The organism is Treponema sp. Marseille-Q4130, assembly GCF_014334325.1.
In the GTDB taxonomy this organism is placed as follows: domain Bacteria; phylum Spirochaetota; class Spirochaetia; order Treponematales; family Treponemataceae; genus Treponema_D.
This window is the reverse complement of sequence record NZ_JACSET010000005.1, coordinates 116,398-130,855: the sequence shown is the minus strand read 5'-3', so window position 1 is coordinate 130,855 and position 14,458 is coordinate 116,398. Positions and strand designations below refer to the sequence as shown.

General features: G+C 50.6%; 13 protein-coding genes. All 13 read left to right on the top strand.

Going from position 1 to position 14,458, the window contains the following annotated elements:
* Nucleotides 1–52: 52 nt before the first annotated feature.
* Nucleotides 53–934, top strand: coding sequence for a carbohydrate ABC transporter permease (locus H9I36_RS06885; RefSeq protein ID WP_187384634.1), 882 nt, complete (start codon nucleotides 53–55; stop codon nucleotides 932–934).
* A complete protein-coding gene (locus H9I36_RS06880; RefSeq protein WP_187384633.1) occupies nucleotides 934–1,773 on the top strand; it encodes a carbohydrate ABC transporter permease in 840 nt (279 codons plus the stop codon). Before H9I36_RS06885 ends, H9I36_RS06880 begins: the two co-directional genes overlap by 1 nt.
* Nucleotides 1,774–1,800: 27 nt before the next feature.
* A complete protein-coding gene (locus H9I36_RS06875; protein ID WP_187384632.1) occupies nucleotides 1,801–2,910 on the top strand; it encodes a mandelate racemase/muconate lactonizing enzyme family protein in 1,110 nt (369 codons plus the stop codon).
* A 40-nt stretch (nucleotides 2,911–2,950) separates the two neighbouring features.
* Nucleotides 2,951–3,781, top strand: coding sequence for an SDR family oxidoreductase (locus H9I36_RS06870; RefSeq protein ID WP_187384631.1), 831 nt, complete (start codon nucleotides 2,951–2,953; stop codon nucleotides 3,779–3,781).
* A complete protein-coding gene (locus H9I36_RS06865; protein WP_187384630.1) occupies nucleotides 3,775–4,656 on the top strand; it encodes a dihydrodipicolinate synthase family protein in 882 nt (293 codons plus the stop codon). Before H9I36_RS06870 ends, H9I36_RS06865 begins: the two co-directional genes overlap by 7 nt.
* 113 nt (nucleotides 4,657–4,769) lie before the next feature.
* A complete protein-coding gene (locus tag H9I36_RS06860; RefSeq protein ID WP_187384629.1) occupies nucleotides 4,770–5,768 on the top strand; it encodes a TRAP transporter substrate-binding protein in 999 nt (332 codons plus the stop codon).
* Nucleotides 5,769–5,881: 113 nt separating this feature from the next.
* A complete protein-coding gene (locus tag H9I36_RS06855; RefSeq protein ID WP_255422692.1) occupies nucleotides 5,882–6,367 on the top strand; it encodes a TRAP transporter small permease in 486 nt (161 codons plus the stop codon).
* Nucleotides 6,364–7,635: a TRAP transporter large permease gene (locus H9I36_RS06850; RefSeq protein ID WP_187384627.1), complete on the top strand. Its 1,272-nt coding sequence runs from the start codon at nucleotides 6,364–6,366 to the stop codon at nucleotides 7,633–7,635. Before H9I36_RS06855 ends, H9I36_RS06850 begins: the two co-directional genes overlap by 4 nt.
* 141 nt (nucleotides 7,636–7,776) lie before the next feature.
* Nucleotides 7,777–9,675 (top strand): ribonuclease catalytic domain-containing protein, encoded by a 1,899-nt coding sequence (locus H9I36_RS06845; RefSeq protein ID WP_187384626.1) that lies wholly within the window; start codon nucleotides 7,777–7,779, stop codon nucleotides 9,673–9,675.
* Between the two features lie 87 nt (nucleotides 9,676–9,762).
* A complete protein-coding gene (locus H9I36_RS06840; RefSeq protein ID WP_187384625.1) occupies nucleotides 9,763–10,122 on the top strand; it encodes a hypothetical protein in 360 nt (119 codons plus the stop codon).
* A 1-nt stretch (nucleotide 10,123) separates the two neighbouring features.
* Complete coding sequence (locus H9I36_RS06835; protein WP_187384624.1) at nucleotides 10,124–12,082, top strand: tRNA uridine-5-carboxymethylaminomethyl modification enzyme MnmG/GidA; 1,959 nt, start codon at nucleotides 10,124–10,126, stop codon at nucleotides 12,080–12,082.
* A gap of 229 nt (nucleotides 12,083–12,311) precedes the next feature.
* The gene (locus tag H9I36_RS06830; RefSeq protein ID WP_187384623.1) at nucleotides 12,312–13,775 is read left to right on the top strand and encodes a BspA family leucine-rich repeat surface protein; all 1,464 of its coding nucleotides are present in this window, start codon (nucleotides 12,312–12,314) and stop codon (nucleotides 13,773–13,775) included.
* A 371-nt stretch (nucleotides 13,776–14,146) separates the two neighbouring features.
* Nucleotides 14,147–14,374, top strand: coding sequence for a type II toxin-antitoxin system antitoxin VapB (vapB, locus tag H9I36_RS06825; RefSeq protein ID WP_187384622.1), 228 nt, complete (start codon nucleotides 14,147–14,149; stop codon nucleotides 14,372–14,374).
* The last annotated feature ends 84 nt before the right edge of the window (nucleotides 14,375–14,458 follow it).

Genomic DNA, 14,458 nt, shown 5'->3' with positions numbered 1-14,458 from the left:
TTTTTTAGGACGGAAAGGGAATCGCTTTCCGTCCTAAGTCAGGATGCCGTTGATGAAATATTTAGAAACGAAAAATAAATATGTTCCCTATGCGCTCGTTGCGCCGGCTGTGCTCATCGTGCTGTTCGTCGTTTTTATTCCGGTGTTCAATGCCGTTTTGATGAGTTTTCAAAATTACGATTTACGCCGACCGAAAGAGATCGGCTTTATCGGCATAAAAAATTATATCGATATGTGTGCCGATCCGCTGTTTTGGGGTGCGCTGCTCAGGACGATTGCGTGGGTCGGTTTCGGCGTCGGCTTTCAATTTTTATTCGGCTTTTGTTTGGCGCTTTTGTTGAACCGCTATTTTATGGGCCGCGGTTTTGTCCGCTCTATCAGTATGATTCCGTGGGTCACACCCGGTGTTCTTATCGGTTTGATGTGGCGTTGGATTTTTGACGGCAACCTCGGCGTATTGAACGATTTACTTTTGCGAATGCATATAATCGAAACGAAGATCCCTTTTTTATCGCAGACGTCGACCGCTTTCCCGTGTGTGATCGTTACGATCATTTGGCAGGGTATTCCCTTTTTTGCGCTGATGATCCTTGCGGGGTTACAGCAAGTACCGGGTGAATTGTACGAAGCCGCCGAAATGGACGGAGCGAAAAAGGTACAGCAGCTGCTCCACGTTACGATTCCGTCGCTCAAAAATACGCTCAGCGTAACGCTGCTCTTGCGTGTTATATGGGTGGCGAATTCCGTCGACGTGATCTTCAATATGACCGAGGGAGGTCCCGCGTATTCGACGCAGACGCTCAGCGTTTATATCTACAATAAAGGAAACGCGCTCAATCTCGGGTATGCATCGACGATGGCGATTTTGCTTGCAGTGTTGCTTTCATTGGTCGCCGTCCCCTATGTTCGTTCTACATTTAAGGGAGAAAACTGATGGTCATCGAATCTCGTTATCCGGGTAAAAGATTGCTGTCGTTGTTTTTGCCGCTTTTTATTTTACTCGTATTTATACTCTTTCCGTTTTATTGGACATTTATCACATCGGTAAAACCGGAAAGCGAACTGTACGGCGCAGTGACCTATTGGCCGCATTCGGTTACTTTTGTCGCATATCAAAAATTATTTACGACGACGGTAAATTTTTTCGTCGCGATGAAAAACAGTTTGATCGTTGCGCTGTGTACGACAGTCGTGTCGCTCGCGGTATCGACATTGGCCGCATACGCGTTTTCGCGCTATCTGTTTACAGGCAGAAAATTGCTGATGAGCATGTTTTTGTGCAACAATATGTTTCCGACCGTCCTTTTGCTTATTCCTCTGTATTCGATCATGCGTAAAATAGGTTTGCTCCATACGCATGCATCTCTGGTGTTATCGTATACGACGTTTACCATCCCGTTTTCGGTATGGCTGCTGAACGGATTTTTAAACGATTTGCCGACGTCGCTTGAAGAAGCGGCAATGATCGACGGTTGTACGCGCGGACAAGCGTTTACGAAGATCGTTCTGCCGATCCTTGTGCCCTGCCTCGTTGCTACCGGCGTCTATATTTTTATGAATGCGTGGAACGAATACACCTTCGCCATGCTGTTTACGAGCATTGCGACGCGGACGATTCCGGTTGCGCTGAAGAATTTGATCGGACAGCTCGGTGTACAGTGGGACTTGCTCACTGCCGGCGGCGTGATCACGATTATTCCCGTCTGCATATTGTTTTTCTTTGCGCAAAAACGGCTCGTCGCGGGACTGACCGCCGGTGCCGTAAAAGGATGAAAATTAATAATCATTGAGGAGCGTTCTATGAAAGACGTTAAAATTACGGGTATCGATACCTATTTGATCGAAACGAAACAAAAGGGTACCTTTGCCGATTCGACGCGCAAAGTCGAAACGATCGGTTATGTCGTCGTCGATGTGAAGACCGATGCGGGCATTCACGGAATCGGCGTTACCTATCACGAGGTCGGAGGCGAGGCGATCGCGACGTTTATACTGAAGTCGCTCGGCCCGAAGCTCATCGGGCGTTCGCCTTTCGAAACGGAAGGATTGTACGACGAACTCGTTGCCTATATGCGTGGAGTCGGGCGAAAGGGTCTTGCATTCTGTGCGCTGAGCGTGCTCGATATCGCATTGTGGGATATCAAAGGCAAGATCGTCGATATGCCGATCTACCGGATGCTCGGCGGAACTCGCAATACCGTGCCGTGCTATGCGACGGGCGGTTGGACTTCCTATACGATCGACCAACTTATCGCCGAAGCGAAGACGATGGTCGAAGCGGGATTTAAAACGATAAAGATAAAGATCGGCGTTGACGGCGGAAAAAATCCGAATGAAGATGCGAGGCGCGTGCTCGCCGTCGCCGATGCGATCGGGCCGGATATCGGCATCATGCTCGACGCAAACAACGCGTTTTCATCGGCTGTTGCGCTTCGGCTTGCGTATAAGCTGCGCGATGCGAATATCACGTTTTTCGAAGAGCCTGTATTTGCGGACGACTTGCCCGGACTCGCGCGCTTTAGGGCGGCAGGAATTCTCCCGTGTGCGTCGGGCGAGCATGAATACACGCGCTACGGTGCGCGCGATCTGATCGCCGGCGGCTGTATCGACTATCTGCAGTCCGATATTACACGGTGCGGCGGGTTTACCGAAGGGCGGAAGATGGTTACGTTTGCACAGGCGTACAATATTCCGTATGCGCCGCACGGTTTCGACGTCATTCACTGCCATATCGTCGCCCCATATTCGAACGGCACGTATCTCGAAAATCTGTTTATGTTCAACGAATTGATCGAACGTACTTTCATCGATGCACCGATTCCGCACAAGGGTATAATGACGATTTCCGATAAGGCGGGACTCGGACTTGAATTGAATTACAAAGAGCTGACTCCTTACGGAAGTATCTGAGTCTGCCGCGAATATCGTAATAATTTTTAGGAGAAATACAATGAAAGATCCGTTATTCGACGTTTCCGATAAGATCGTGATCGTCACCGGAGGGTTGGGGCAGATCGGCGCGGAACTGGTAAAAGAATTCCATCGCCGCGATTCGAGAGTTGCCGTCGTCGCGCGCAGCGTAAGCGCCGAGCGAATCGAAAAAGTGCTCGGAAGCGAGCTTGCAAAAAGCGGCCGCATTTTTCCGTGCGCCGTCGATATACAAAACAAAAGCGAAATAAACGCGTTCCTCGATACGCTCGAAAAAAAATGGGGAACTCCCGACGTGCTTGTAAACAATGCCGGTATCGATACGCAGCCGAGCGCGCCTCCGGAAGTATCCGGTCCCTTTGAAGATTTTCCGGAAGAAGTGTTCCGCGAAGTCGTAAACGTAAATCTCGTCGGTACCTTTCTCATGACGCAGGCCGTCGGGAGACGGATGGTGCTTGCAAAAAAAAGCGGCTCGATTATCAATATAGGTTCCATTTACGGCATGGTGAGTCCTGTGCAGGACATCTATGCGTACAAAAAAGAAAAGACGGGCATCGCGTTTATTAAACCGGTTGCATACTCGGCTGCGAAAAGCGGCATATACAATCTTACGCGCTACTGCGCTACGTATTGGGGAAAGCAGGGGATCCGCGTCAACACGTTTACGCCGTCCGGTGTCTTCCGCGATACGCAGGACAAAGAGTTTCAGGCAAATTATTGCAACCGTATGCCGGTCGGACGTATGGCGCAGGCCGACGAATATAACGGTGCCATTATTTTCCTTGCGTCGAACGCTTCAAAATATATGACCGGTTCCAATTTGGTTATGGACGGAGGATGGACGGCATGGTAAAAAAAGCACTCGATCGTTCGGCGGTGTATTCGGCGCTTTTGACGCCCTACGATAAACACGGCGAACTGAATGTGACTATGCTGCGGAAATTGGTGCGGCACGAAGCGGATTCGGGCGTCGAAGGATTTTATTGCTGCGGTTCGTCGGGCGAAGGGCTCCTGCTTTCCGACGACGAGCGGAAGACGATCGCCGAAGTCGTGCTGGAGGAAGCCCGCGTGCCGGTCATCGTGCATGTCGGCTCTCTAAATACGCGCAGCGCGATCGACTTGGCAAAGCATGCCGAAAAAGCCGGAGCCTGTGCGGTATCCGCGATTCCACCGATCTATTATCATTATTCGCAGGAAGAGATCAATCGATATTATCTCGATATCCTTTCTGCTGTCGATATCGGAATCATCGTATACAATATCCCGCAGTTTACCGGCATTTCATTTACGACGGCAAACCCTCTGCTGAAAAACGAGCGGGTTGTCGGGATTAAACATACGTCGATGAATCTCTACGATTTGGAACGTATCGGTAAAGCGTATCCCGAAAAAATTTTGATAAACGGGTTTGACGAAATCTATGCGAGTGCGCTTGCAGCAGGGGCGACGGCGACGATCGGGACGACGGTAAACGTTTGTCCGAAATTGTTCCTTGCGATTCGAAATGCGTTTGCGGCGGGTAAAAACGAAAAAGCGCACGCGGCACAGTGCAGGCTGAACGATGTCGTACAGGCCTTTGTAGACACGAACGTTTTTCCGGCTGCAAAGTATGCGCTTTCGCTGCAGGGATTCGATATCGGTCCGTGCCGTAAACCTTTCGCGCCGCTTTCCGCCAAACAAAAAAAGATCGTCGAAAATGCGATACGCGATATCGCCGATGTCTTATAGGTCTGATGTCGGGTTCGGAAAGCATAAACTGATGAAGCCGTGCTTTCGGCGAGAATTTCGTTCGCTGTAATTTTGTTAATGTGTTTATTTATTTTTTTTACTAGGAGGAAAATATGAAAAAATCGATTACGGCGGTTTTAGCCGCAGTGAGTATCGGAAGCGCCGTTTTCGGCGCGGATGTAAAAAAATCGGGAAGCAAACCGGTTAAATTAATCGTCTATTCTCCGGGCAACGCGACGAGCGTACCGACAAAGACGATTGCAAAGTATGCCGAACTCGTCCGCGCGGCGTCGAGCGGTACTATCGTTATGGACGTGCACTCGAGCGGCGAACTCGGCAACGATGCGGAAGCGCTGCAGTCGACGCGCATGGGTACGATCGATGTCATCTTTGCCGGTACGTCGGGATTTACGAGCTTTTACGACAAGGCGAAAATTCTCGATTTGCCGTTTTTGTTTTCGAGTGCGGAAGACGCGTATGAAAAAGTAAACGGCGCGATCGGCGAAAAGATATTCGCAAACCTTCCGTCGGTCGGTCTCGTATACCTCGCCGAAGGCGATAACGGTATGCGTCACATTGCGACGACAAAGCGTCCCGTCCATACGGTGGATGACGTAAAGGGATTGAAGATTCGGGTTCCGACGAGCAAAATGTATCTCGATGTGTGGTCGGCGCTCGGCGCTACGCCGGTTGCGCTTGCGCTGAACGAGCTTGCGATCGCGCTTTCCAACGGTACGGCGGAAGCGCAGGACAATGCGACCTACCATCTCGTAGCGAATGCGACCTATGACGACATCAAGTATTACAGTTTTATCAATTATATGTGGATGGGATGTACGATGGCCGTCAATCAAAAGAAATGGAAATCGCTCAGCGCGGAGCAGCAGAAAATTTTGAAAGAGCAGGCTGTCATTGCCGCAAAATATTCTTTCGACACTATCGCGCAGGACAATATAAGCGCGATGGAAGTTTTGAAAAAGGCGGGTGTCCAATTCGATATGAATCCCGATATTAAGAGTTTTAAAAACAAATTGGGCGGATCAAAATACTACGCCCGCTATGCGTCCGAAAGCTGGTACGATCAGTCGATCGTCGATCAGCTTACAAAATAGTTTTCAAACGGCGGGTTTTGAAAGTATCGATATAATAAAATTATGTTTTTCAAAACCCGCCGTTCAACTGACACAGCAAAGAATTTATTTTTTAAGGCGCGTACGCTATGAATATGTATAAAAAAATTCTTGACGGTTTTATCAAAATTGTGTGTGTGCTGCTTATCGTTTCCGTGCTCGGAATCGTGGCGCTCATGCTCAACGAGCTTGTCATCCGCAATATCCTCAATAAATCGTTTCGCGGTATGACGGAGCTTGCGGGGCTTTTGTTTTTGTGGATGGCGTTTTTGGGGATTACCGTTTTATACGACAAAGAGGAACTCATATCGATCGATATGAGTTACAGCAGGACGCAAGGAAAGGTGCGCACGGTATTTTGGTTCGTGCGGCACGCGGTTACGCTCGGTTTGGGCATCGTTATGATCGTTTCGTTTTGCGGTTTATATCCGTTTGTGGTTACGGAGTATTATTCTTCGATGCCGAACTTTTCAAAAATGTGGCAGTTTTTACCGCTTGCCGTAAGCGGCGGCTTTTTCGTATTGAAAGCCGTTTACAATATCATCGAAAAATCGAAGCAGCTGAGAGGTGACGGAAAATGATCGTTTTTTTTGCGGTATTTATTGTTTTCTTATTGATCGGCATGCCTATCAGCATTTCCATCGGCGCGAGCGCCGTTATCGGTTGTCTTAACCTCGGCTATCCGCTCATGGTCATCGGACAAAAGATGGTTTTCGGCATCGATTCGTTTTTGTTGATAGCGATTCCGCTTTTTATTTTTGCGGGAAATCTGATGAATGCCGGAAAGATTACCGACCGGATTTTCAATTTCGCGAATTCTCTTGTCGGCTGGATTCCCGGCGGATTGGGACATGCGAATATCGTCGCGAGTTTGATATTTGCCGGAATGTCGGGCAGCGCGGCCGCCGATGCGGGCGGGCTCGGTACGATCGAAATGGAAGCGATGACGTCGAAAGGCTACGATCGGGATTTTTCCGCAGCGGTGACGTCCGCGTCTTCCGTCGTCGGGCCGATCTTTCCTCCGTCCATTCCGTTGATCATTTACGGTTCGATCGCGAGCGTGAGCGTATCGAAATTGTTTGTCGGAGGCGTCGTACCCGCCGTATTGATCGTTGCAACGATGATGATCCTGACGCTTATCATCTCATTAAAAAGAGGCTATCCGCGGGAGCGCTTCAATATAAAAAAATTAATAACCGAATTCTCGCGTTCCATTTTATCGATTATCACGCCGCTTATCATTTTGAGCGGATTTACCGCGGGCTTGTTTACGCCGACCGAAGCTTCGTGCGTCGCCGTCGTGTATGCGCTCGTCATTGCGATCTTCGTATACCGGACGCTCGATCGAAAATCCTTTATAAAATGCGTTTTGGACAGCGCCGTCACTTCCGCAAATACGCTGTTTATCATCGGCACATCTACGCTGTTTACGTATGTACTGGTACGCGAAGGCGTTTCCGGAAAAATCGCGGACTTTATCGCAGGCGTAAGCACCAATCCCGGCATCGTGATTTTAACAATCAATATTATTTTGCTGGTGCTCGGTATGTTTATGGAGCCGGGCGCAATACTGACGCTCATGCTGCCCGTTCTCATTCCGATTGCGCAGCGCTTCAATTTGGATATGGTGTATTTCGGTGTGATAGTCGTATTGAATCTTATGATAGGGCAGGTGACTCCTCCATTCGGGGTATGTCTGTTTATCGTAGGCGACGTCGGAAAAGTAAAGCTCGAACGGCTGTACCGCGCTATCGTTCCGTTTTTGATTCCGCTTATCGCCGTGCTGTTTTTATGCGCTTATTATCCGCCGCTCATCACGTGGCTGCCGAACGCGCTGCTCGGTGAATGACGATATCTTGCAGTACATACAATCGTTTGCTCGCAAGCGTTTGACACGACCAGCCGTTGCGTACGATCGTTTGCGTGTAATTCTTTCGTACGAGCAATCGTTCGCGTTTACTAACACAATTGTTTTCGGTATAGTTTCCGTATGATTCGAAAAAATGCGGTCGTGCTCTATAAAAATCAATGCGCCCTCGTCACCGATGTCGAAGGTGAAAAATATGCGATTCAATACTGTCCTTCGGCGGCTGCGACGGGAAAAAAATCGTACGTATCGCTGAAAGTGCGTGAAAAAGATATCGTGCCTCTGCATGAAGGACCCGCTTCGAGTCTCGATGCGCTTCTTTCGTTTTCCGACGGCGCGCTCTCCGTTCAGCTTTCCGAAGCTTACGAACTGCTTCGATCCGATCCCGGCACCGCATCGTCGTCCGTCCCTTTTGCCGATATCGCCGAGCTTATGCGCCCGTCTTTTTCGGCGGATGAAAGTTTTGCCGTCTATAAAGCGATTTCCGAAAGCGATGAATTTGCCCTCGATGCCGCATCTTTTAAATCGGGTACGCTTGCCTTTGTGCCGCGGAGCGAAGAGGAAATAACGGCATTAAAACAAAAGGCATACGAAAAGGCGCACGAAGGAGAACTGCGCGCGGCCTTTATCAAGCGGCTCAAACAAAAAAAACTCGAACTCCCCGGCGACTCCAAGTATATGAGCGAAGTCGAATCTCTCGCGCTCGGTCAGACCGACAAATCAAAGGCTATGGCGGAGGCGGGTTTTTCGCAGACGCCCGAAAAAGCGCACAAGCTGCTCATCGACACGGGCGTATGGCCCCTTACGCGAAATCCGTATCCGACGCGCTACGGGCTTTCGATGACGTCGGCATCCGAGGGGCTTGCCGTTCCGCCCGAAGAAGAGCGGCTTTTTGTGCAAAGCAGGGCATACGCGATCGACAACGCGTGGTCGGAAGATCCCGACGATGCGGTTTCGTGGGACGGCGAATACCTGTGGGTTCACGTTGCCGATCCCGCTTCCAGCGTCATGCCCGACAGTTCGATCGACAAAACCGCGCGAGAACGCGGAACGACGCTGTATCTGCCTGAGGGAACGAGCCGTATGCTCGCCGAAACTTCCCTTGCCGATTACGCGCTCGGTTTGAACGAGAGGAGCCGCGCGCTTTCGTTTCGGATTTTATTCGACGACAAGGGCGGTATTTCCGATTGCGCGGTTTTCAAAACGTTTGTCAATGTCGAGCGCCTTACCTATGAAAAAGCGGATGCGCTGAAAGATTCGCCCGAATTGAAACCCTTGTTCGATATCGCAAAACGTAATATTGAACGGCGGAAGAGGGCAGGCGCCTGTTCCGTCGATTTGCCCGAAGTGCATATCAGCGTCGATGAAGAGACGAAAAAAGTTTCGATCGAACCGGAAATCCGTTACGAATCGGGCGATACGGTGCGAGAGATGATGCTCCTTGCAGGAGAAGGCGCGGCGCGCTTCGCGTTTAAAAACGGCATTCCCTTTCCGTACGTGAGTCAGGAAGCGCCCGCTATCCCCTCCGATCTGCCTCCGGGACTTGCCGGCGATTTTCGTTTGCTCCGCTGTATGCGAAAGCGCAGTGTCGGCATTACGCCTGCGCCTCACGCTGCGATCGGCGTTTCGATGTACAGCCAAGTGACGAGTCCGCTCCGCCGCTACGGCGATTTGATTGCACACGAACAGCTGCGCGCGTTTATGGTCGGCCGGCCGCTCATCGACAAAGACGATATGCTTATGCGCATCAGCGAAGGCGATATCGCGTCGATTGCCGCACGGAAAGCGTCGCGGTGCAGCGAAACGCACTGGAAGCTCGTATACCTCTTGCAAAATCCCGAGTGGACGGGGGAAGCTGTGTGCGTCGATAAAAAAGACAAACAGATCCAGTTCTATATTCCGTCGCTCGATATGCAAACATTTATCGTACCGCAAAAAAAATATGAGCTCAACGATACGCTTTCGGTCAAAGCGTCGAACATCGATATCCCGCAGCAGACCGTCGTGTTTGTGCCGCTGTAAGAGGGGAATCAATTACCCATTACAAATTACAAATTATATCCCGTCCCGTTGCAGAAAAAACGGCGATGTGATAGTGTTGCACTGCCTATGAAATCCAAACCTTTCGTATCCGCGCTGCTTCTCTCTCTTTCGCTTCTTTTTACCGGCTGTTCGTCCTTTTCCGGTGAAAAGCTCGGTGCGGTCTATGTGATTTTTTTGTGGATAGGCGGCGCTGCGGGGTACGTCATATCGGATTTTATTTGGTCGGGCGACGACGCGGGAAACGAATACACGCCCGCATGGGAAGTGATCGCGTGGTTTGCGTTCACAGCGCTCGGCATCGTTTTAGGCTATGTGAAGCCCTTTTTCCTTTTTTCGGGATTCCTCATTTCCGTTATGACACCCGTCGCCGGCATGACGGTCATTATGTTCATCGTCCGCGTTTTGAGAAAGAGACGGAAAAACTGACATGTCCGGTTTTTACGATTTTTATGACGTCGCAGTCGTCGGTGCGGGGCACGCGGGAATCGAAGCCGCCCTCGCGTGCGCGCGCATGGGATTGAAGACGCTCGTCGTAACGCAGACGATCGAGTCGGTCGGGCGCCTGTCGTGCAATCCTTCGATCGGCGGCATTGCAAAGGGCAATATCGTCCGCGAAATCGACGCGCTCGGCGGAGAGATGGCAAAGCTCACGGACGCTTCCCTCATTCAATTTCGCCTCCTCAACAAAAGCAAGGGACCTGCCGTACGCGCTCCGCGAGCTCAAGCGGACAAAATCGTCTATTCAGAGCTTGCGCGGAAAGCGCTCGAAGCGGAGCCCAATCTTTCGACGCTCATGGACACCGTTACCGATGTCGTGACGGCGGAAAGTTCGACGCCGCTTCCCCCGCATTCGGAGGGGAGCGCGGAGGCGGGAACGATACCGGGCGAAAAGAGGGGCGAAACGAAAGACTCGGCTATGCGCTTGAAAATCACCGGCATCGTAACCGAGCGGGGCCGCGTCGTTCCCGTGCGCGCCGTCGTGCTTACGACGGGAACCTTTTTGGGCGGACGCATATTTATCGGCGAATACGACGCTCCGTGCGGAAGGCTCGGAGAGGCCGCCGCACAGGGTTTGACGGAGTCGCTTCGGAAACTCGGCTTTACGACGGGGAGACTGAAAACCGGCACTCCGCCTCGCGTGCTTAAAAAGACTGTCGATTTTTCGAAGCTCGACGTGCAGGAAGGAGACGCCGACGTTATCCCCTTTTCATACGACAATACCTCAGTCGATCGCCCGCTCGTACCCTGCCACATCGTATACACGAATGGCGAAACGCACCGGATAATCCGCGACAACGTTCACCGCTCGCCGCTTTTCAGCGGAAAGATTTTGGGGATCGGACCGCGCTACTGTCCGTCCATCGAAGACAAAGTGGTGCGCTTTGCCGACCGCGAGCGGCACCAGATTTTCGTAGAACCGGAAAGCCTTGAAACCGATGAAATCTATTTGAACGGATTTTCCTCTTCGCTTCCCGAAAGCGTGCAGGATGCGTTTTTGCGTACGCTTCCGGGCTTTGAAAATGCCGTACCGTCGAGACCGGGTTATGCGGTCGAATACGATTACGTCGAACCGACGCAGCTTTTTTCGTCGCTCGAAACGAAGCGTGTCGCGGGATTGTTCAACGCGGGGCAAATCAACGGAACATCGGGCTACGAAGAAGCTGCGGGGCAGGGCATCGTCGCGGGCATCAACGCGGGCTATTACGCGAAAGCGCATCGGAAAATCTGCGGCCCCTTGTGCGCTTCTTCCGACGATATGCGCTCGTCTCCCGAACGCTTGAACGACGCTCTCGAAAAAGCGCAAAGGGATGCGGGCTTTAACAATTTCCGAACGATACCCGAATGGCAGCCGTTCGTACTCCGCCGCGACGAAGCGTATATCGGCGTATTGATCGACGATTTGGTGACGCTCGGCACAAAGGAGCCTTACCGCATGTTTACCGCGAGAGCCGAATATCGCTTAAAGCTCCGAAGCGATACGGCAGACCGCCGCCTTGCTTCCTACGGTTTTGCCGCGGGCTTAAAGACGAAAGCACAGTTCGATGCCGTAAACCGAAAGTATGCCGTGCGCGAAGAGATATTCGAAAAATTATTAAAAGACCCCGCACTTGAAAACCCCGGCTACGACGAAAGCGAATGGGAAGAAGCGAAAATCGATTTCAAATATCGCTACTATATCGAAAAGCAGGACAGGCGTGTCGAAAAAATGCACCGCATGGAAAGCGCGCGCATCCCCGACGATTTCGACTACGCATCCGTCGTATCGCTTTCCGCCGAATCGCGCGCAAAGCTCGAAAAGATCCGCCCTCGCACGCTGGGGCAGGCGGGACGTATTTCCGGCATCCGAGTGAGCGACGTTATGCTGCTTATGGTGTACGTAAAATAGTTGATAGGTTGAAGCTCGCCGTGCAGTTGCCGCGTGATATCCTAACTGCGGCTCATGAGCCGGTAAAACAGTGTATCTGGAACTCCCGACTTTTTCGGGAGTAAACTCCCTATTACATAAACAAAAACAGGTGTAAAATTATTCCGAACAAAAGGGTGTAATCACCCCGATTCGCAATTTTGCAAAAGTGATAAAAAACTAAGTCAAATAAACTTACCTAGGAGGAAATATGAGAACCTGTTTAAAAAAAATCGGAATACTTGCGGCGGCGATTTTGCTTGCCGCATTATGTACGATCGGATGTAAAACGGAAGTAAGCGATGAAACTTTCACCGTAGAGGTGACGGCAGGAGAACACGGAACAGTGAACGCAAATCCTGCAAGCGGTAAAGTCGAGAAAGGCACGGTAATTACGTTTACCGCATTGCCGGAAACCGATTACAAAGTTGACACGTGGACAATTACCGGCGGAACATTTGAAGACGGCGGCACCGCCGGAAGTCCGACTGCAGATGTAACGATAAGTGCCGACACAAAAGTGAACGTAAGTTTTACACCGGCAACGTATGCTGAAGTCCCATTCGGAGCAAACGGTGCAAATTTGGACAACCATCTTAAAACTGCCGCACCGGATATAAACGGAATCTATTACATCAAAGTAACCGGGCTTACGGCGGCGGACTTAAAGGGAGATAGTACCTATCCTTGCAAACCGAGCCCACTCGGAAAAATACTAAACAATAATCCGACTAAAAAAGTTGTGCTTAAGTTTGCAGAAATATCCGGTCTTACCGATATGAGCTGGTGCTTTTACGGCTGCGGAAACCTTACTCAAGCGCCCGTGATCCCTGCCGGCGTTACAAATATGTACAGCTGCTTTTACGGCTGCACAAGCCTTACTCAAAGCCCCGTGATCCCAAGCAGCGTTACCGATATGAGGGAATGCTTTTACGGCTGCACAAGCCTTACTCAAGCCCCCGTGATCCCAAGCAGCGTTACCGATATGCGCTCCTGCTTTTCCAACTGCATAAGCCTTACTCAAGCGCCCGTGATCCCTGCCGGCGTTACCGATATGCGCTCCTGCTTTTCCGGCTGCACAAGCCTTACTCAAGCCCCCGTGATCCCTGCCGGCGTTACCGATATGCGCTACTGCTTTTCCGGCTGCGAAAGCCTTACTCAAGCCCCCGTGATCCTAAGCAGCGTTACCGATATGCGCGAATGCTTTTCCAACTGCATAAGCCTTACTCAAGCACCCGTGATCCCAAGCAGCGTTACCGATATGAGGGCATGCTTTTGGGACTGCGAAAGCCTTACTCAAGCACCCGTGATCCCAAGCAGCGTTACCGATATGAGGGAATGCTTTTGGGACTGCGAAAGCCTTACTCAAGCCCCCGTGATCCCTGCCGGCGTTACCGATATGAGCGAATGCTTTTCCAACTGCACAAGCCTTACTCAAGCCCCCGTGATCCCAAGCAGCGTTACCGATATGAGCGAATGCTTTTCCAACTGCAAAAAGATTACGGCTGTTACGCTAAAGTGCAATTATAATGCAGGTAAATTTGACAAGGCTTTTTCCGGCTGCAAAAAACTGACGGCACGCAGCATAAAAGTGCCGTCAAGTGAGCTGGAAAGGTATAAAAGGAATGCCCTGATAATGCGCACGCAAAAAGGCTGGTTTGTTGGGGATGAATAACATAACGGCTAGAAAATAACAAAGCAGCCCTGCAGAAAGCGTTGTGCTCCGCAGGGCTGTTTTTATTTGGGACACGGAGGCTTTTGCGATAATTTGCAGCGAAGGTGCAGAAAGAAGGTGTAAGCCCGGCAAGCGAAGTGCGGTATTCCGGCAGGAATACTGCGAACGCAGCGGCCGGGCCGGCAATGTCAAGCCCGCATACGGGTTAGGGATAGAAGCGGAAATTGCCGAAGGCGATTGGAGCGGATAGCCCGACCCGCCTGAGGCGGGGAACCCCCTGAAAAAGAACGGTAAAATCGGTTTTTGTGATAAACGGAACTTGACGATAAGCCTACTTCCGTATATACTGTAATATATACGGAGGCGATGATATGGTTTGTACAAAAGTGTTCACAAGCGGAAACAGTCAGGCGGTAAGAATTCCGAAAGAATTTCATATCGATTTTTCCGAATTATTCATCAAGAAAATCGGCTCATCAATAATTCTAACCCCGAAAGAAAGCAAGTGGGAAAATCTTAAAAGAAGTCTTTCCGAGTTTTCCGATGATTTTATGTCGGAAGGAAGAAATCAGCCGGCAATGCCAAAACGGGAATTTTAAAGTTTAAATTGAACGTCTGATATAGCGCCGTTCAATTTAACTTCGAGTTTTCTTTCAGAAAACTCGTTTATTGGATTATGCGCT

Coding starts and splice junctions, on each gene's coding strand:
- H9I36_RS06885 (WP_187384634.1), top strand. CDS start 53: ATGAAATATTTAGAAACGAAAAATAAATATGTTCCCTATGCGCTCGTT.
- H9I36_RS06880 (WP_187384633.1), top strand. CDS start 934: ATGGTCATCGAATCTCGTTATCCGGGTAAAAGATTGCTGTCGTTGTTT.
- H9I36_RS06875 (WP_187384632.1), top strand. CDS start 1,801: ATGAAAGACGTTAAAATTACGGGTATCGATACCTATTTGATCGAAACG.
- H9I36_RS06870 (WP_187384631.1), top strand. CDS start 2,951: ATGAAAGATCCGTTATTCGACGTTTCCGATAAGATCGTGATCGTCACC.
- H9I36_RS06865 (WP_187384630.1), top strand. CDS start 3,775: ATGGTAAAAAAAGCACTCGATCGTTCGGCGGTGTATTCGGCGCTTTTG.
- H9I36_RS06860 (WP_187384629.1), top strand. CDS start 4,770: ATGAAAAAATCGATTACGGCGGTTTTAGCCGCAGTGAGTATCGGAAGC.
- H9I36_RS06855 (WP_255422692.1), top strand. CDS start 5,882: ATGTATAAAAAAATTCTTGACGGTTTTATCAAAATTGTGTGTGTGCTG.
- H9I36_RS06850 (WP_187384627.1), top strand. CDS start 6,364: ATGATCGTTTTTTTTGCGGTATTTATTGTTTTCTTATTGATCGGCATG.
- H9I36_RS06845 (WP_187384626.1), top strand. CDS start 7,777: ATGATTCGAAAAAATGCGGTCGTGCTCTATAAAAATCAATGCGCCCTC.
- H9I36_RS06840 (WP_187384625.1), top strand. CDS start 9,763: ATGAAATCCAAACCTTTCGTATCCGCGCTGCTTCTCTCTCTTTCGCTT.
- H9I36_RS06835 (WP_187384624.1), top strand. CDS start 10,124: ATGTCCGGTTTTTACGATTTTTATGACGTCGCAGTCGTCGGTGCGGGG.
- H9I36_RS06830 (WP_187384623.1), top strand. CDS start 12,312: ATGAGAACCTGTTTAAAAAAAATCGGAATACTTGCGGCGGCGATTTTG.
- vapB (WP_187384622.1), top strand. CDS start 14,147: ATGGTTTGTACAAAAGTGTTCACAAGCGGAAACAGTCAGGCGGTAAGA.